18 protein-coding genes and 1 tRNA gene are annotated in these 16,879 nt (G+C 64.4%); 8 read left to right on the forward strand and 11 right to left on the reverse strand.

Annotation, left to right across the window (positions count from 1 at the left end; translation table 11 throughout):
* Positions 1-4 precede the first annotated feature (4 nt).
* Complete coding sequence (gene ada / locus ACODSR_RS03745; protein ID WP_489073834.1) at positions 5-1,078, forward strand: bifunctional DNA-binding transcriptional regulator/O6-methylguanine-DNA methyltransferase Ada; 1,074 nt, start codon at positions 5-7, stop codon at positions 1,076-1,078.
* A gap of 74 nt (positions 1,079-1,152) precedes the next feature.
* On the forward strand, positions 1,153-2,667 hold the full coding sequence (locus tag ACODSR_RS03750; RefSeq protein WP_489073836.1) for a hypothetical protein: 1,515 nt from the start codon (positions 1,153-1,155) through the stop codon (positions 2,665-2,667).
* On the opposite strand, the gene ACODSR_RS03755 is transcribed toward ACODSR_RS03750, so the two are convergent.
* Genes ACODSR_RS03755 through ACODSR_RS03765 form a run of 3 tightly spaced genes read right to left on the reverse strand, consistent with a single transcriptional unit; the run spans position 2,588 to position 5,651 of the window.
* Complete coding sequence (locus tag ACODSR_RS03755; RefSeq protein ID WP_489074163.1) at positions 2,588-2,788, reverse strand: DUF1289 domain-containing protein; 201 nt, start codon at positions 2,786-2,788, stop codon at positions 2,588-2,590. The two genes, ACODSR_RS03750 and ACODSR_RS03755, sit on opposite strands and share 80 nt — an antisense overlap.
* On the reverse strand, positions 2,788-4,956 hold the full coding sequence (locus ACODSR_RS03760) for a primosomal protein N' (RefSeq protein ID WP_489073838.1): 2,169 nt from the start codon (positions 4,954-4,956) through the stop codon (positions 2,788-2,790). The genes ACODSR_RS03755 and ACODSR_RS03760 overlap by 1 nt, the downstream gene beginning before the upstream one ends.
* Positions 4,957-5,000: 44 nt before the next feature.
* Positions 5,001-5,651: a DUF2490 domain-containing protein gene (locus tag ACODSR_RS03765; protein ID WP_489073840.1), complete on the reverse strand. Its 651-nt coding sequence runs from the start codon at positions 5,649-5,651 to the stop codon at positions 5,001-5,003.
* A 140-nt stretch (positions 5,652-5,791) separates the two neighbouring features.
* On the opposite strand from ACODSR_RS03765, the gene fsa reads away from it, so the two are divergent.
* Positions 5,792-6,445, forward strand: coding sequence for a fructose-6-phosphate aldolase (gene fsa / locus ACODSR_RS03770; RefSeq protein ID WP_489005573.1), 654 nt, complete (start codon positions 5,792-5,794; stop codon positions 6,443-6,445).
* Positions 6,446-6,498: 53 nt separating this feature from the next.
* On the opposite strand, the gene ACODSR_RS03775 is transcribed toward fsa, so the two are convergent.
* Positions 6,499-6,575: transfer RNA gene (locus ACODSR_RS03775), tRNA-Arg, on the reverse strand.
* A 68-nt stretch (positions 6,576-6,643) separates the two neighbouring features.
* Here ACODSR_RS03775 and ACODSR_RS03780 point away from each other — a divergent pair.
* Together ACODSR_RS03780 and ACODSR_RS03785 are read left to right on the forward strand one after the other, a co-directional pair.
* Positions 6,644-7,363: a queuosine precursor transporter gene (locus ACODSR_RS03780; protein ID WP_489073842.1), complete on the forward strand. Its 720-nt coding sequence runs from the start codon at positions 6,644-6,646 to the stop codon at positions 7,361-7,363.
* A gap of 64 nt (positions 7,364-7,427) precedes the next feature.
* Positions 7,428-8,351 carry a sensor domain-containing diguanylate cyclase gene (locus tag ACODSR_RS03785; protein ID WP_489073844.1) on the forward strand — a complete coding sequence of 308 codons (924 nt, stop codon included), beginning with the start codon at positions 7,428-7,430 and terminating at the stop codon, positions 8,349-8,351.
* On the opposite strand, the gene truA is transcribed toward ACODSR_RS03785, so the two are convergent.
* Together truA and fmt are read right to left on the reverse strand one after the other, a co-directional pair.
* On the reverse strand, positions 8,348-9,091 hold the full coding sequence (gene truA, locus ACODSR_RS03790) for a tRNA pseudouridine(38-40) synthase TruA (RefSeq protein ID WP_489073846.1): 744 nt from the start codon (positions 9,089-9,091) through the stop codon (positions 8,348-8,350). The two genes, ACODSR_RS03785 and truA, sit on opposite strands and share 4 nt — an antisense overlap.
* Before the next feature lie 132 nt (positions 9,092-9,223).
* Positions 9,224-10,132: a methionyl-tRNA formyltransferase gene (gene fmt, locus ACODSR_RS03795; RefSeq protein ID WP_489073848.1), complete on the reverse strand. Its 909-nt coding sequence runs from the start codon at positions 10,130-10,132 to the stop codon at positions 9,224-9,226.
* Positions 10,133-10,185: 53 nt separating this feature from the next.
* On the opposite strand from fmt, the gene recR reads away from it, so the two are divergent.
* From recR to def, 3 genes are all read left to right on the forward strand, one after another.
* On the forward strand, positions 10,186-10,782 hold the full coding sequence (recR, locus tag ACODSR_RS03800) for a recombination mediator RecR (RefSeq protein ID WP_489073850.1): 597 nt from the start codon (positions 10,186-10,188) through the stop codon (positions 10,780-10,782).
* Positions 10,783-10,864: 82 nt separating this feature from the next.
* Complete coding sequence (locus ACODSR_RS03805) at positions 10,865-11,323, forward strand: VOC family protein (protein ID WP_489073852.1); 459 nt, start codon at positions 10,865-10,867, stop codon at positions 11,321-11,323.
* 52 nt (positions 11,324-11,375) lie between these two features.
* A complete protein-coding gene (gene def / locus ACODSR_RS03810) occupies positions 11,376-11,906 on the forward strand; it encodes a peptide deformylase (RefSeq protein ID WP_006949948.1) in 531 nt (176 codons plus the stop codon).
* A gap of 104 nt (positions 11,907-12,010) precedes the next feature.
* On the opposite strand, the gene phoB is transcribed toward def, so the two are convergent.
* The 5 genes from phoB to pstC are packed head-to-tail and all read right to left on the reverse strand — an operon-like array spanning position 12,011 to position 16,875.
* Complete coding sequence (gene phoB, locus ACODSR_RS03815) at positions 12,011-12,712, reverse strand: phosphate regulon transcriptional regulator PhoB (RefSeq protein ID WP_026149749.1); 702 nt, start codon at positions 12,710-12,712, stop codon at positions 12,011-12,013.
* Positions 12,713-12,717: 5 nt separating this feature from the next.
* Positions 12,718-13,410 carry a phosphate signaling complex protein PhoU gene (phoU, locus tag ACODSR_RS03820; RefSeq protein WP_489073854.1) on the reverse strand — a complete coding sequence of 231 codons (693 nt, stop codon included), beginning with the start codon at positions 13,408-13,410 and terminating at the stop codon, positions 12,718-12,720.
* 17 nt (positions 13,411-13,427) lie between these two features.
* Positions 13,428-14,216, reverse strand: a complete 789-nt coding sequence (pstB, locus tag ACODSR_RS03825; RefSeq protein WP_489073856.1) for a phosphate ABC transporter ATP-binding protein PstB — start codon at positions 14,214-14,216, stop codon at positions 13,428-13,430.
* 8 nt (positions 14,217-14,224) lie between these two features.
* Positions 14,225-15,484, reverse strand: a complete 1,260-nt coding sequence (gene pstA, locus ACODSR_RS03830) for a phosphate ABC transporter permease PstA (protein WP_489073858.1) — start codon at positions 15,482-15,484, stop codon at positions 14,225-14,227.
* Positions 15,481-16,875 carry a phosphate ABC transporter permease subunit PstC gene (gene pstC, locus ACODSR_RS03835; RefSeq protein ID WP_489073860.1) on the reverse strand — a complete coding sequence of 465 codons (1,395 nt, stop codon included), beginning with the start codon at positions 16,873-16,875 and terminating at the stop codon, positions 15,481-15,483. Before pstC ends, pstA begins: the two co-directional genes overlap by 4 nt.
* Positions 16,876-16,879: the final 4 nt, after the last annotated feature.

The following is a 16,879-nucleotide window of genomic DNA, read 5'->3' on the forward strand; positions in this document are numbered from 1 at the left end:
CAGCATGAACCAGATGACCCGCCTGTCCGCCGCCTCGATCGCTCCGGCGCCCTCCATGCCCGATCCCGACCAGTGCTGGGCGGCGGTGTTGCGCCGTGACCGGGCGATGGACGGGCGGTTCGTGGGCTGCGTCGCCACGACCGGCATCTATTGCAAGCCCAGCTGCGCGGCGCGCCACCCGAAGCGTGAGAATATGAGCTTCCTGCCTCATCCCGCCGCAGCCCGCGCGGCAGGTTTTCGCGCCTGTTTGCGCTGCCGCCCGGACGAAATAGGGCGGGACCAGCGGGCAGTGGCGGACGCCATCGCGCTGATCGACGCGGCGGAGGACACGCCCCGGCTCGACGCGATTGCCGCCCATGTGGGCTATGCGCCGCATCATTTCCATCGCCTGTTCAAACGCGAGACGGGCCAGACCCCGGCGGCCTATGCACGGACGCTGCGGGCCGACCGGCTGAAAGCGGCGCTGGATGCGGGCGGTAGCGTGACCGCCGCCATTTACGAGGCAGGCTATGCCGCGCCCAGCCGCGCTTATGCCGATGCGGCCTCCCATCTGGGGATGACGCCCAGCACCTGGCAGGCGGGCGGACGGGGCGTCACCATCCGCTGGCGCAGGATCGACAGCAGCCTTGGCCCGATGCTGGTCGCCGCCACGGACAAGGGGCTGTGCCGCATCAGCTTTGACGAGGGCGAGGCGGCATTGCGCGCGCGTTTCCCCAATGCTGACCTGCAACCCGCCGACGCCGCGCTGGACCGGCTCGCGGCTGCCGTCGTGGCGCTGGTGGATGACCCGATCGCCGCGCCTGATCTGCCAGTCGATATCGGCGGCACCGCCTTCCAGCAGGCGGTCTGGTCCGCGCTGCGCGCCATTCCCGCCGGGCAGACGCGCAGCTATGGCCAGATCGCGGCTGCCATCGGCCGCCCCGGCGCAGTCCGTGCGGCCGGCACCGCCTGCGGCGACAATGCGCTCGCCGTCCTCATCCCCTGCCACCGCGTCCTGCGCAGCGACGGCATGGCGGGCGGTTATGCCTGGGGCGTGGAAAGGAAGCAGGCGCTGCTGGCGCGGGAAAAGGGCAAGTAACGGATTAGTTTGCGCTTCCCATTCCGTCCGGCCTCCGCCACTCTGGTCGCCAGTTTTTGGGGTGGAATGCGAAGATGCGGATATGGGTGGCCCTGCTGCTAGGCATGGGATGGATGATGGCGCTGCCTGGCACGGCGCACGCGGCGTGGTGGCAGGCGAAAAGCCGTCACTTTACGGTGTACAGCGAGGGCAATGACGAAAAGCTGCGCGGCTTTGCCGAGCGGCTGGAGAAGTTCGATTATCTGCTGCGGCGGCTCCACAATGTGACTGACCCCCAGCAGGGCAGTCCTGTGCTCGTCTATCTCCTGTCAAGCGACCGGAAGGTGCAAAAGCTTGCAGGTAACCCCAATATTGGGGGTTTTTATACGACGTCGGACCGCTCCGCCTATGCAGTGCTGGCACGTGGCGAAAAGGCTGGCAAATTTGACATGGGGGCAGAGGAAATCCTGTTTCACGAATATGCCCATCACTTCATGCTGCATCATTTTCCGGCTGCTTATCCGGCGTGGTATGTGGAGGGGTTTGCCGAATTCTTCTCGGTCGTCAATTTTCCGAAAAACGGGTCGATCGAATATGGGCGCATACCACTGGCCAGACTGCCTACTCTGCGTCTCGAATCCCCCTATCCGATCAAAAACCTGTTCGCGCGAGATACGGGCGGTCTCAGCTTGCGCGACGGGGATCGTTACTATGGCACTGCCTGGCTGCTCACCCATTTCTATCAATATAACAAGACCGAGCGTCGGAAGGAAATCGCGCGATATCTGAACGATCTGGCGCAGGGCGTACCCGACATGAAACCAGACAGTTATTTTGAAGATGGGCTGGATGGCTTGGACAAGGATGTCAGGGCTTATATCAAACGAAGCACTCTGTCCTATAATGTCCTGACACCAGTGGAGATGAAGATTGGCGAGATTGTCGTCAGCCCGGTGGATGCCGCGCAAGGCGCGCTGGTCGAGTATGAGCTGCGCCTCATCCATCACCCGAAGGCCGATGAGCTCCCCGCCATCGTCACGGCCATTCGCGTAACTGCCAGCAAATTCCCCGATTCCGCTTATGCCGCCGCGCTGTTGGCGGAAGCGGAATGGGCGGCGGAACAGAAGGACGCGGCGCTGGGCGATGCCGACCGGGCGATCGCGATCGACGCCACATTGTCGCGCGCTCATGCGGTCCGGGCGCAAGTCCTGCTGGAGCGCGCGCATGACAGCGACAAGGCGGAGGATTGGAAGGCGGCGCTGACCGCCATCGTCCGCGCCAACCGCGCCGATACGGAGGACCCCGTGCCGCTGGCGCTCTTCTACCGCTATCATGCTATGCGCGGGGGCAAGATGCCCGACCTTGGTTATGACGGCCTGTACAAGGCCTTCACCCTGTTACCGCAAAGTTCGGAATATCGCTTCAATTTCGTCCACGCCATGGCTGCGCGCGGCGACTATGCCACCGCCTCGCTGCTGCTCGATCCCATCGCCTATTCGCCCCATGGATCGGAGATGCGCGAAGCGGCAATCAGGTTGAAGGCGGAACTGGACGCCCAGGCAGCCCAGAAGGCGGCGAAGAAACCGGGAAATCCCGCACCCGCGCCATGACGGCGTCGCGCGCTTCGTCGCCCATGCTGCGCCAGTGGACGATCTCGTCGATCGTCCGCCCGCATCCGGTGCAGATACGCGCCGCATCCAGCGCACAAAGGTTACGGCAGGGCGTTTCCATCACATGAAACTATAGGGATCGACATCCACCGCCACGCGGGTGCTGGATTTCCACACGATATTGCCCAGCCATTCGCGGATCGCCGCCTGAACATCGACCTGCCGCGTGGCGTGGATCAGCAGCCGGTGGCGATGCCGCCCGCGCAGGACGGAGAGCGGCGCAGGGGCGGGGCCATAGACCCGCATCCCGTCGATCACCGGTGCCGACTTGCCGATCAGCCGCGCGACCTGTGCCGCCTCGTCGGCATCCTCGCTCGAAATGATGATCGCTGCGAAGCGACCGAAGGGCGGGGCGTTGGCGCGTCGCCTGTTCTCCGTCTCGACCGCGTAAAATCGCTCGGTATCGCCCTCGATCAGCGTCTTGATCACTTCGCCTTGCGGCATCCGCGTCTGGATGAACACCCGCCCCGGCTTCTGCCCGCGGCCCGCACGTCCGGCGACCTGCATGATCTGCTGGAAGGTCCGCTCCGACGCGCGCAGATCGCCGCCCTCCAGCCCCAGATCGGCGTCGATCACCCCCACCAATGTCAGATTGGGAAAATGATAACCCTTGGTCACCAATTGCGTGCCGACGATGATGTCGATATCGCCCGCCTCCACCGATTTCACGAAATCGGCGACCCTGGCGGGCGAAAACAGCGTGTCGGACGTGACGATGGCGGTGCGCGCCTGCGGCCACAGCGCCTTCACCTCGTCGGCGATCCGCTCCACCCCCGGCCCGCAGGCGACCAGACTATCCTCCTCCTTGCACTCCGGGCAGAAGCGCGGCGCGGGGACGACATGGCCGCAATGATGGCAGGCCAGCCTGTGGGTCAGCCGATGCTCGACCATCCAGGCGGTGCAATTTGGGCATTGGAAGCGATAGCCGCAATGGCGGCACAGCGTCAGCGGCGCATAGCCGCGCCGGTTGAGGAACAGCAGGCTCTGTTCGCCCTTGGCCATGACCTCGTCGATCGCCTTGACCAGCGGCGGCGCGATCCAGCGCCCACGTTCGGGCGGATCGGTCAGCAGGTTGATCCCCTCGATCTGCGGCATCTCCGCCCCGCCATAGCGCGATGGCAGCCTGATTTCGCGATAGCGGCCCAGCTCGACCTGATGCCGCGTTTCGATCGCCGGGGTGGCCGACGCCAGGATGACCGGGAATTTCTCTATGAGGCCACGCATCACCGCCACGTCGCGGGCGTGATAATGGACGCCATCCTCCTGCTTGAAGCTGGCCTCATGCGCTTCATCGACGACGATCAGGCCGAGTTTCGGATAGGGCAGGAAAAGCGCGGACCGCGCGCCGACCACCACCTGCGCCTGCCCGCTGGCAATCGCGCGCCACGCCCGCCGCCGCTCGGTCTGGCGCAGGCCGCTATGCCAGTTGACCGGGATCGTGCCGAAGCGCGCCTCGAACCGCTCCAGAAACGGCTCGGTCAGCGCGATTTCGGGCAGTAGCACCAGCACCTGCCGGTCAGCGCGGATGGCCGCCGCTATCGCCTCGAAATAGACCTCCGTTTTGCCCGAACCCGTCACTCCATCGAGCAGGAATGGCGCAAACAGATGATCGCGCACGGCGTCCGCCATCGTCGTTGCCGCGTCCGCCTGCGCTGTCGACAAAGCGGGCGGGGCATGGTCCGGGTCGGGGGCAGGGAAGGGGGTGTCGACGCTCACTTCGATGGCGTCAAATATATCCTGCTTGATGAGGCCGCGAATCACCGCGTCGCTCACTCCGCCGATCAGCGCCAGTTCGCGGATCAGCCCCTGCCGCTCGCCGATCCGCTCCAGCGCCTGCGCGCGCTGGTCGGTCATGCGATCGGGCTGGCGGCCATTGGCCTTATATTCGATGACGGTGCGCGTCCCTTCCAGCGCCGCCATCGACGCCAGCGCCATGCGCAGCACGGCGGCGGGGGGTGACAGATAATAATCTGCCGTCCATTCGATCAGGCGGCGCAGGGTTTCCGGCAGGGGCGGCGCGTCCACCACCTCGATCAGGTTGCGCAGCCGATTGTCGCCGACCGTATCGACGTCAGGGAAACTATCCTCTTCCCACACCACGCCGACCAGCTGGCGCGGGCCGAGCGGCGCGACGACGATGCTGCCGGGCTTGACGTTCATCCCGTGCGGCACGCGATAGTCGAGCGGCCCCAGGGCAGCGTTGAGCAAAAGGACACGGGCGCGGGACATGCCCCGTCCTTAGCCCGTCCGGCCCGTCGCGCAAATGGCGCGTGTCAGATGCGCCAGCTCAGCGTCAGCCATGGGATATGCGCGACGACATCGGGCCGCCCGTCACGGAACGCCTGTTGCCGCATGTAGAGCAATTGCGCGTCCATATGGCGGTTGACCGGATGGCGCAGGCCGATCTGGTGTCGCATCGTCGCCAGCCCGGTCTTGTCGCTGGCTCGCGCGCGGTTGAGGTGAAAGAACAGCTCCGTCGCAACGATTGCCGTCCATTGCTTCGCCTTGTCCAATGGCACGCTGGCCTGCACTCGTTGGCGCAGCCGCCAACTGGCGGTGTCGGCATTATCAAAGAAACGCTGCTCCAACCGGGTGCGGCTCTGCCATATCCCCTTGCTCAGCGTCACCTGCTGATGGAAACGCAATTCCTGATCCACCTCACTTTTAAGATAGGCTATGCCGCCGCCCACCTGCACCAGCGGGGTAAGGCGATGGTCGATCGCGATCCGCGCCAGAAACTGCTCACCTCCACTGCCCGCGTCGGACCGGGCGCGCTGGCTGGAATCGATCGTCACCAGGTCAGCTTTGCTCACCCTGATCGTCGCCATTTCGGCGATCCACAGTTGTGACTCTTGCGTGGCGGCGACGGCGGGCGAAGCGGCAGCCATAGCCGACAGGGCAAGGATCAGGCGGCGCGGCTTCATGACAAAATCCTTTGGTAACGTTGCCGCGCTTAATCATGTTGCTGAACTGTTGCAAATGCCGACAGCCTGCCGCGATGATGGCCAATCCTGCATCCAGCCGCTAAACGGAGCCGATTCGCTTATAGCCGGAGCCGCATTCCATGAAATTCTTTGTCGACACCGCCGACACCGCCGAAATCCGTGACCTCGCCGCCACCGGCCTGCTCGACGGCGTCACCACCAACCCGTCGCTGATCCACAAGTCGGGCCGCAAGTTCCTGGAAGTGGTCGAGGAGATTTGCGGGCTGGTCGATGGTCCCGTTTCCGCCGAAGTCGTCGCGCTCGATCATGAGACGATGATGAAGGAAGCCGCCGTCCTGCGGAAGATCGCGCCCAATGTCTGCATCAAGGTGCCCTTGACGATCGACGGACTCAAGACCTGCAAGGCGCTGACCGATGATGGCTGCCAAGTGAATGTCACCCTGTGCTTCTCCGCCAATCAGGCGCTGCTCGCGGCCAAGGCGGGCGCCAGCTTCATCTCGCCCTTCGTGGGCCGCCACGACGATAACGGCTTTGACGGCATGGCCCTCATTCAGGACATCCGCCTGATCTACGACAATTATGGTTTCGATACCGAAATTCTGGTCGCATCGGTCCGCCACCCCATCCATGTGCTGGAAAGCGCCCGCATCGGCGCCGACGTCATGACCGCGCCGCCCGCCGTCATCAAGGCGCTATTCAACCATGTCCTGACCGACAAGGGTATTGCAGGCTTTCTGGCCGACTGGGAAAAGACCGGCCAGACGATCCTTTAATCCATGATCGCCGGGTGCGTGGAACCACGCGCCCGGCCCCTGACCTTGATCCATGGTGACCCCGGCGTGACTCGAACACGCAACATCCCGCTTAGAAGGCGGGTGCTCTATCCAGTTGAGCTACGGGGCCTTGGGCTGGCTCGATAGCGGCGGCGGGGGCGGCTTGCAATCGCTGGTCTGTGCGATATGCACGTTGCCATGATCGACGGGGCGGTTCACAAAATCGATGCAACTGCGCTGGGTGGCCGCCCGCTGCGCTATTTCGACTTCGTCATGGCGGCCTTCGTCGTCATCCTGCTGCTCTCCAACCTGATCGGCGCGGCCAAGCTGTCGACGCTGGGCGGCGTCACCTTTGGCGCAGGCATCCTCTTCTTTCCGCTGGGTTATGTCATCGGCGACGTGCTGACCGAAGTTTATGGCTATGCCCGCGCACGCCGTTGCGTCTGGGCCGGCTTTGTCGCCATGCTGTTCATGGCGCTGATGAGCTGGGTCGTGGTCGCATTGCCGCCCGCGGCGGGCTGGCCGGGGCAGGCGGCCTATGAAGCGGTGTTCGGCAGCACCTGGCGCATCGTATTCGCCTCGCTCGTCGCCTTCTGGGCGGGGGAATTCACCAACAGTTTCGTCCTGGCCCGCATGAAAGTGCTGACGCAGGGCAAGCATTTGTGGATGCGCACGATCGGGTCGACGGTCGTGGGGCAGGGGGTGGACAGCCTGCTCTTCTACCCGCTCGCTTTCTATGGGCAGTGGAGCGATGCGCAGGTGCTGACCGTCATGGTGACCAACTGGGGGATGAAGGTCGGCTGGGAAGCGCTGTTGACGCCGGTGACCTATGCCGTGGTCAATATGCTCAAGCGGCGCGAGGGGCTGGACGTCTATGACGAGGGCACTGACTTCACCCCTTTCCGCGCCCGGCTCTGACTTTTTGTCCGTTTGTGTAATGGGGTAAAGTCCCTGTTTACCTCCGCTGCCGCATGTAGGCGGGATGAGCAGGCAGTCGCACCGGCAATTCCACGAATCGAACCTGAAGAAGGACGGGCAGGATGTGCCCGTCGAAGCGACAGCGCTGCGCCGGTTCGAGGCGACCTTCCTCCACGCGCCGGTCGGCATTGCCCATGTCGGGATGGATGGCGGCTTCCTTCAGGTCAATCCACGCTTTTGCGAGATTAGCGGCCATGATGCCGACACGCTGATCCGTACCGGATTCCAGCAGATCACCCACCCCGACGATCTGGATACCGATCAGTTGTTGCTCGCGCGCCTCCATGCCGGGGACTTCCCCCGCTATACGCTGGAAAAACGCTATATCCGCGCTGACGGCACCATCATCTGGATCAACCTGACCGTCGCGATGGTGCGTGATGCGGCGGGCCAGCCCGAATTTTACGTCGCGGTGATCGAGGACCTTTCCGAATTGCGTCAGGCAAGTTTCGAGGCGGTGCATGATCCGCTGACCGGGCTGCTCAACCGGCGCGGTCTGGCCGTGCGCGCCAATGCCATATTGGCCGACGCCGCGCATGTCGGCACGCCGGTCAGCCTGTTGTTCCTTGATCTCGACGGCTTCAAGCAGCTGAACGACAGCCGGGGCCATGCGGCGGGCGACGCCTGTCTGGTGGAGGTGGCAGCGCTGCTATCGCGTCATGCCGGAACCAGCGACGCCGTCGCGCGGGTGGGGGGCGATGAATTTCTGATGCTGATCCCCACGCTGGACGCAGGTTCCGCCGCAGAACGGGGCGAAACGATCCGCCTCGCACTGGGCGCGCAGAGCATTGGCGTCAGCGGATCGTTCGGGCTGGTCACCGCCAGCGGCACGACCGATCTAGACCGGCTGATCGACAGCGCCGATGGCGCGATGCTGGCCGCCAAGCGCGCGGGCAAGAACCAGCTGCGGGTCGCGAACCTCCACTAAGCCGGATAATCGGCCCGCACGAAATACAGCCCATCGGGCGGCGCATTCAGCCCCAGCGCGGCGCGATCCGCCGCCGCCAATGCCGCGCGCAGATCATCCGCCGACCATCGCCCCATCCCCACATAGACCAGACAGCCGACCATCGAGCGCACCTGATGATGCAGGAAGGATCGCGCGGCGGCATGGATCGCGATGCGGTCCCCCTCCCGCTCCACCGCCAGCCGGTCGAGCGTCTTGACCGGACTGGCCGACTGGCAATGGGCCGACCGGAAGGTGGTGAAATCATGCAGCCCCACCAGCGCCTGCGCCGCCTCATGCATCGCGCCTGCATCGAGCGGCTGTTTCACCTGCCAGGCCAGCCCGCCCTCGAAGGTCAGCGCGGCGCGGCGGTTGACGATGCGATAGACATAGGATCGGCCTATGCAGGAAAAACGCGCATGCCAGTCGTCCGCCACCTCTTCGCACGCCAATATCGCCACCGGTTGCCGTCCCAGCCGCGCGTTGATCGCCTCCATCAGGCGGAACGGCGTGATCGCCTTGGCCACATCGGCATGGGCGCGCATCGCCAGCCCATGCACGCCCGCATCGGTGCGCCCGGCGGCATGGACCGCAACCCGTTCGCCGGTGACGGTATGGATCGCATCCTCGATTGCCTGCTGCACGCTCGGCCCATGCGCCTGCCGCTGCCACCCCATAAAGGGCCGTCCGTCAAATTCGACGGTGAAGGCAAAACGGGTCATCCTCTTCCTCCCCTCCCTGGAAGGGAGGGGCCGGGGGTGGGTCGGCTTAGAAGCAAAGGGCGACGTATGAGGCTCGCTCCGCTCGCACCCACCCCTTCCCCCTCCCTTGAAAGGGAGGGGCTTACAGGCGTCTCACCCATCCACCCGGCTCCCTGCCGGCATATCGAAGCCGCGCAGCATTTCCTCCGGGGTCATCGCTGCCTTGCCTGCGCGCTGGATCAGCGTCGGGCGGATCGCGCCATGGCCGCAGCCGATCAGCAGCGCGTCGTCCAGCATTTCGCCAGGCAGGCCATCCTCATGCTCGATCTGCGCCGCCAATATGCGGAACCGCTCCCCGCCATATTCGAAAAAGGCGCCGGGGAAGGGATTGAAGCCGCGCACCTGCCGCTCGACCTGGATCGCGGGCCGGGTGAAGTCGATCCGCGCCTCTGCCTTGGCGATCTTGGCGGCATAGGTCACGCCCTCTTGCGGTTGCGCCATCGGCGGGTGCTGCGCGATGTCGTCCAGCACCTCGACCATCAGCTGCGCGCCCGCCTGCGCCAGTTCCGCCGTCAGCGCGCCTGCCGTCTTGCCCTCTATCTTGGTCACATATTTGGCCCGCATCGGCCCGGTGTCGAGACCCGCTTCCATGTCCATGATCGTAACGCCGGTAACATTGTCGCCCGACAAGATTGCCCGCTGGATCGGTGCCGCCCCGCGCCAGCGCGGCAGCAAGGACGCATGGATATTCATGCAGCCATGGCGCGGCGCATCCAGCACGGCGCGCGGCAGGATCAGGCCATAGGCCGCGACGACCGCTACATCGGCCTCCAGCGCCGCGAAGTCTGCCTGCACCGCCTCATCTTTCAGCGACACCGGCACCCGAACCTCTATCCCCATCGCCTCGGCCCGCTGCTGGACCGGGGAGGGGGTCAGGCTCTTGCCGCGCCCCGCCGGACGGGGCGGCTGGCTGTAGACCGCAACGATGTCATGCCCCGCCTTGGCCAGCGCTTCGAGCGCGGGAACCGCGAAATCGGGAGTGCCCATATAGATGATACGCATGGTGCCATCTCAAAGCCCTTGTCGGGACGGGTTGCAAGCCCTTATCTCACCGCATGGCATCCACTGAAATCGAAGCGCTGACCCAAGCTCTGTCCCGCCTGCCCGGTCTTGGCCCGCGTTCGGCGCGGCGCGCGGTGCTGCACCTCATCAAGAAGCGCGAAGCCGCGATGGCCCCGCTGCTGCGCGCGCTGGAGGCGGTGAACGAGCGGCTGGTCACCTGCCATGTCTGCGGCAATGTCGATACGGTCGATCCCTGCGGCATCTGCACCGATATGCGCCGCGATCCCCGTGCGCTGTGCGTGGTGGAGGATGTCGCCGACCTGTGGGCGCTCGACAAGTCCCGCCTCTTTCCGGGCCGCTTCCATGTGCTGGGCGGGCGCCTGTCCGCGCTGGAGGGTATTCGACCGGAAGATCTGTCGATCGACGCGCTGGTCGCGCGGCTGGAACAGGGCGGCGTCGATGAAGTGGTGCTGGCAATGAACGCCACGCTGGAGGGCCAGACTACGGCCCATTATCTCGCCGAACGGCTCGAACGCTTCCCGATCCGGCTGACGCAACTCGCCCATGGCGTCCCGGTCGGCGGCGAACTCGATTATCTGGATGAAGGCACGCTGGCGCAGGCGCTGCGGGCAAGACGGCCGGTGGGGTAGGGGCACCCTGCCAAAGCTGTTAGCTGACCCCGTCGCATCCCTCCGCTAGACCGGTTAAGATAACCCACTGGAAGGATGCCCGATGATCGACCTTAGCCGCACCCACCATAAGGGCATTACCGTCCTCGACATCGACCGGGCGGTCGCGGATTATGGCGCGGCGTTGGGGCTGACTTTCGCGCCGATCCGCGATTTCGATCCCTTGCCCTTCTGGACCCCGGAGGAAGGCGCGCGGGAAATCAGCGTGCGCGCCACTTACTCGCTGGGCGGGACGATCCATCTGGAACTGGTGCAGGGCAATAGCAGCTTCTACGACACCGCGAGTCCCGCAGGCGCGCGCCATATCGGTGTGTGGGTCGATGATCTGCCCGCCGAAGCGGACCGGCTGGTCGCGGCGGGCTGGACGACGCGCGCCGCCAACCTGCCGCCGGAACAGGGCTATGGCGCGATCGCCTATCTCACCTCGCCCGATGGCGGCTTGCTGGTCGAGCTGATTTCGACCATATTGAAACCCGCAATCGACGAATGGCTGGGTGAATAAAGCGATGCGGCGCATCGCTTGAAATCCTGCGTCTTTCCGCTATTTTAGACCCATGGCCATTCTTCCCATCCTTGAGGCGCCGGACCCGCGCCTGCGCACCATTTCGACCCCCGTTGAGTCGATCGATGACGATCTGCAACGGCTGATCGACGACATGTTCGAGACGATGTACGACGCGCCCGGCATTGGCCTGGCCGCGATCCAGGTCGGCGTGCCAAAACGGGTGCTGGTGATGGACCTGCAGGAACCGGAATCGGACGCTGAGGACGCGCCCCCGGTCAAGAAGCCGATGGTGTTCATCAACCCGGAAATCCTGCGGGAATCAGAGGATTTGTCGGTCTATAATGAAGGCTGCCTGTCCGTCCCCGACCAATATGCCGAGGTGGAGCGCCCCGCGACGATCCGCGCCAGCTGGATGGACCGTGACGGCCGCATCCATGAAGAACAGCTTGAAGGGCTGCTCGCCACCTGCCTCCAGCATGAAATGGACCATCTGGAGGGTATCCTCTTCATCGACCATCTCTCGCGCATGAAGCGCGACATGCTGATGAAGAAACTGACCAAGGCCCGCCGCGCCGCCTGACTTGCGCCCGTCATCCTGGCGAAAGCCGGGATCTCACTTCTTCTGGCGCGGCGCTGGAAAGAAAAGGGAGATGCCAGCCTTCGCTGGCATGACGGGTGGTTGTGTCAGCTCACGCCATCGGTATCCAGCGCATAGCCCGCCGACCGCACCGTGCGGATGATGTCCTGAAACTGGCCATCACCGTTGATCGCCTTGCGCAGGCGGCGGATATGGACGTCGACCGTGCGCAGCTCGATGTCGCTATCCTGCCCCCACACGCTGTCGAGCAGCCGTTCGCGCGAGAATACCCAGCCGGGATGCTCCAGAAAATGGCGCAGCAGGCGGAACTCGGTGGGACCGAGCGGAATCACCTGCCCGCCGCGCCGCACCTTATGGCCCACTGTGTCCATTTCGACGTCGGCAAAGGTCAGCGTTTCACCCGCCAGCGCCGGACGCACGCGCCGCAGCACCGCGCCAACGCGCGCGACCAGTTCGCGGGGGCTGAAAGGTTTGGTCACATAATCGTCCGCGCCCGTCTCCAGCCCGCGCACACGATCCTCTTCCTCACCGCGCGCGGTCAGCATGATGATCGGCACGTTGGCGGTGCCGTTGGCGCGGCGCAGACGGCGGCACACTTCGATCCCAGACAGGCTTTCCACCATCCAGTCGAGCAGCACGATGTCAGGCACATTTTCCTGTGCCATCAGCAGGGCTTCCTCGCCATCCACGGTATGGGCGACGTCGAAATCCTCGCGCTTGAAATGCCAGATCAGCAGTTCGGCCAGCGCCGCGTCATCCTCGACCAGCAGCATTTTTGCACGGGCCATGGTCTTTATTCCTCCGCCGCCGCGCCGCCGCGATCGCGGTCGGGCAGGGTCTGGCCCGTGGCCGCATAATAGACCATCTCCGCGACATTGGTCGCATGGTCGCCGATCCGTTCGATATTTTTCGCGATGAACAGCAGATGCGCACATTCGCTGATCGTCTTGGGGTTTTCGACCATATAGGTCACCAGCGTGCGGAACACGCTGTTGTAGAAATCATCGACCACCGTGTCGCGCTCCACCACCGCGACGGCCAGATCGGCGTCGCGCGCGGCAAAGGCGTTGAGCGCGTCATGCACCATTTCGCTCGCCACCTGCCCCATCGACGGCAGCAGCGATACCGGCTCCAGCGTGCGCTGGTTGACCATGACCAGCGGCACGCGCTTGGCGATATTCTTGGCATAGTCGCCGATGCGCTCGACCACACCGACGATCTTGAGTGCGGCGATCACGTCGCGCAGATCATTGGCCATCGGCGCGCGCAGGGCAATGACCTGGATGACCAGCTTCTCGACTTCCGCCTCGATCGCGTCGATCCGCTTATCGTCGGCAACAACCTGCGCCGCCAGCACCAAATCCTGCCGTTGCAGCGCGATCATCGCGCTTTCGATCGCGGCTTCGGCGCGTCCGCCCATTTCCGCGATCAGGCCGCGCAGCCTGTCGATATCCTCGTCGAACGCCTTGATCGTATGTTCAGCCATATTCGTCTCTCCCGCGATCAGCCGTAGCGACCGGTGATATAATCCTTGGTCCGCTCCTGCGTCGGGTTCGTAAATATGTCGCTCGTTACGCCATATTCGACCAGATCGCCGAGGTGGAAGAAGGCGGTGCGTTGCGACACGCGCGCGGCCTGCTGCATATTGTGGGTCACGATGACGATCGCATAGCGACCGCGCAGCTCATGGATCAGCTCCTCGATCTTCGCCGTCGCAATCGGGTCGAGCGCGGAACAGGGTTCGTCCATCAGGATGACTTCCGGCTCCACCGCGATGGCGCGGCCGATGCAAAGGCGCTGCTGCTGCCCGCCCGAAAGCGCCGTGCCGCTGTCATGCAGCCTGTCCTTCACTTCTTCCCACAGGCCAGCGCGGCGCAGCGATTTTTCAACCACCACGTCCAGGTCCGCCTTGGCATGGGCCAGGCCATGGATGCGCGGCCCATAGGCGATATTTTCGTAGATCGACTTGGGGAAGGGATTGGGCTTCTGGAACACCATGCCGACGCGTGCGCGCAGTTGCACCACGTCCATCGACGGGGAATAAATATCCTCGCCATCCAGCGTGATCATGCCTTCTACACGCGCGCTGGCGACGGTGTCGTTCATGCGGTTCAAAGTCCGCAGGAAGGTCGACTTGCCGCAGCCCGACGGGCCGATGAAGGCGGTGACATGGTCCATGTCGACGTCGATCGACACGCCCTTGATCGCCTGCTTGGCGCCGTAGAATACCTTGACGTCGCGGGCCGACATTTTGGGGTTGGCAATTGCCAGAGGATTTGTTGCTTCGGTCATGGGTGCGTTTACCACCGTGTTTCAAACTTGTTGCGCAGATAGATGGCCAGACCATTCATCGCGAGGAGGAAGGCCAGCAGCACGATGATCGCGGCCGACGTCTTTTCGACAAAGCCCTTGGACACTTCATCGGACCACAGGAAAATCTGCACCGGAAGCACCGTCGCCGGATCGCTGATCCCGCCCGGCGGCGTGGCGATGAAAGCGCGCATCCCGATCATCAGCAGGGGCGCCGTCTCGCCCAGAGCGCGCGCCATGCCGATGATCGTGCCAGTTAGGATGCCGGGCAGCGCCAGCGGCAGCACATGGTGGAACACCACCTGCACTGGCGATGCGCCGATGCCGAGCGCCGCGTCGCGGATGCTGGGCGGCACGGACTTGATCGCGTTGCGCCCGGCAATGACGATGACCGGCATCGTCATCAGCGCCAGCGTCATGCCGCCGATCAGCGCCGCCGATCGCGGCAGGTGCAGGAAGTTCAGGAAGATCGACAGGCCAAGCAGGCCGAAGATGATCGAGGGGACGGCAGCCAGATTGTTGATCGACACTTCGATAATGTCGGTCCACCACGCCTTGGGCGCATATTCCTCCAGATAGAGGGCGGTCGCGACACCCACCGGGAAGCTGAGCGCCAGCGTTACCAGCATCGTCAGTAACGATCCCTTGAACGCGCCCCAAATGCCTACCTGGGTTGGATCGGTGCCGTCGCTTGCTGTCAGGAAGCTCCAGTTGAAGCCGGTGGTCAGCAGCCCTGCCTTGCGCAGCCGCTCTACCGCCGCTTCGGCTTCCGGCGCGCCTTCATGCTTGGCGGCCAGGTCAATGGTGGTGCTGGCCGGGACGCGGATCGTCACCGTCTGCCCCAATATTGCGGGATCGGCCTTGATCGCGTCGCGGATGCTGATCCAGGCAGTCGATGACAGCAAGGCGTCGGCATCCGCGCCCAGCGCTTGCCTTGCGACCTGCCCCGTCACCATCGGCAGGTTGGCATTGGCCAGCGCTGCGTCGGTGATATTGGCCGGATCGAGCAGCAGCGGCGAGGCCGGAAAGTCGATCTGGAGCGCAATCTCGGTCCGGGTGAAGCCGCGCAGCCCGTTGCCCATCATCGTGAACAGCAGGAAAGCGAGGAAAGCGGCAGAGAGCGCCACGGCAAACAGCCCGGCAAGTTTGAACCGCCGCTCGGCCGCATAACGCCGCGCAATCCGCTTGCGCATTTCGTCCGACTTCCAGTCGGTGGGCAGGCGTTTGGTAGGGGAGGGAACCGCGGTCATTCGTAAGCCTCGCGATATTTCTTCACGACCCGCAGGGCCACGATGTTGAGCAGCAACGTGACGACGAACAGCACCAGTCCGAGCGCAAAGGCCGCCAGCGTCTTGGCGCTGTCAAATTCCTGGTCGCCGGTCAGCAACTGGACGATCTGGGTCGTTACCGTGGTCACGCTGGCAAAGGGGTTGAGCGTCAGGTTCGCGGCCAGACCAGCGGCCATCACCACGATCATCGTCTCGCCGATCGCGCGGCTGACCGCCAGCAATACGCCGCCGACCACGCCGGGCAGGGCGGCGGGGATCAGCACCTTGCGGATCGTCTCGCTGGTGGTCGCGCCCATCGCCAGGCTGCCGTCGCGCATCGACTGCGGCACGGCGGCGATGCTGTCGTCGGCCATGGAGGAGACGAAGGGAATGATCATCACGCCCATCACCAGACCCGCCGCCAGCGCGCTCTCAGACGAAGCGCCATGGATGCCGATCATCACCGCAAAGTCGCGGAGCGCCGGGGCAATGGTGAGCGCTGCGAAATAGCCATAGACGACCGTGGGAACACCCGCGAGCATCTCCAGCGTCGGCTTCATCCATTTGCGCACGACCGGCTTGGCATATTGGGTGAGGTAGATGGCGCTCATCAGGCCCAGTGGAATGGCGACCACCATGGCGATGATCGCCCCGATGAAGATGGTGCCCCAAAAAAGCGGCACCGCGCCAAACGCATCTTCATTGCCATAGCCCATCGCGGCCGATTGCGGCGACCATTTGGTGCCGAACAGAAAGTCCAGCGGATTGACCATGGAGAAGAAGCGGAAACTTTCCCACAGCAGCGAGGCAACGATCCCCACCGTGGTCACGATCGCCAGCAGCGATGCGATCAGCAGGGTTGCCATCACCAGCCGCTCGACCCGTGTGCGCGCCCGGAAATCGGGGCGGACGCGGGTGAAGGCATAGGCGCCGCCGGCAAAGGCCAGCACGATCGCCAGCACCGCGCCCGCGACGCCATATTTGTTGATCGCAGCGCGATAGGGTTCGACCAGTCCCTGCGCCAGCGGATTGAACGCCCCGGCCTGCGCACCCGTCGCGATCGACCGCGCCTCACCCAATATGGCGGAGCGCGAGAAATCGTCCGTCGGCAGGCTTTGTGCCGCCGGATCGGCCAGTACCGCCTGCGTCACCAGACCGGGCGCGATATTGGCCCAGACGGTCAGGAACAGCACGGCCGGAGCCAGCGTCCACAGCGCCACATACCAGCCATGATAGCCCGGCAGCGAGTGGACGGCATCACGCCGCCCGGTTGCCCGCGCCACGGTCTGCAAACGCAGCGCGCGCGCGCGGGCGCTGACCCAGGCGATAGCGCCCAGGCCAGCGAGCAGCAGGAAAAGTGCGGGACCGGTCATTATG

The organism is Sphingobium sp. FG125, assembly GCF_057809795.1.